The following is a 213-nucleotide window of genomic DNA, read 5'->3' as shown; positions in this document are numbered from 1 at the left end:
GTGCTCGGCTTCCTGTTCGTGCTCGTGTCCGTGCTGATCACGGTATTGGCCGTGCAGACCGGCTGGCAGGCGGTCGGTGCCGAGGCCGAGGAGAGCGCCGAAATGGCCATCGAGGCGATCGGCCTGCTGGCCATCGCCGTCGTCTCGCTGCAGATCGCGCAGACCATCACCGAGGAAGAAGTCGTGCGCGACGCCCACATCAGCGCGCCCACG

Annotated in this window: 1 pseudogene; it reads left to right on the top strand. The window is 67.6% G+C overall.

Annotated elements, in window-relative coordinates:
* Positions 1 to 213, top strand: a pseudogene (locus ACEN88_RS36535) (hypothetical protein); the annotation flags it as partial.

Source organism: Massilia sp. CT11-108, assembly GCF_047302915.1.
In the GTDB taxonomy this organism is placed as follows: domain Bacteria; phylum Pseudomonadota; class Gammaproteobacteria; order Burkholderiales; family Burkholderiaceae_D; genus Telluria; species Telluria orientalis.
Note: the sequence above shows the minus strand (reverse complement) of the source record. Positions and strands in the feature narration are given on the sequence as shown.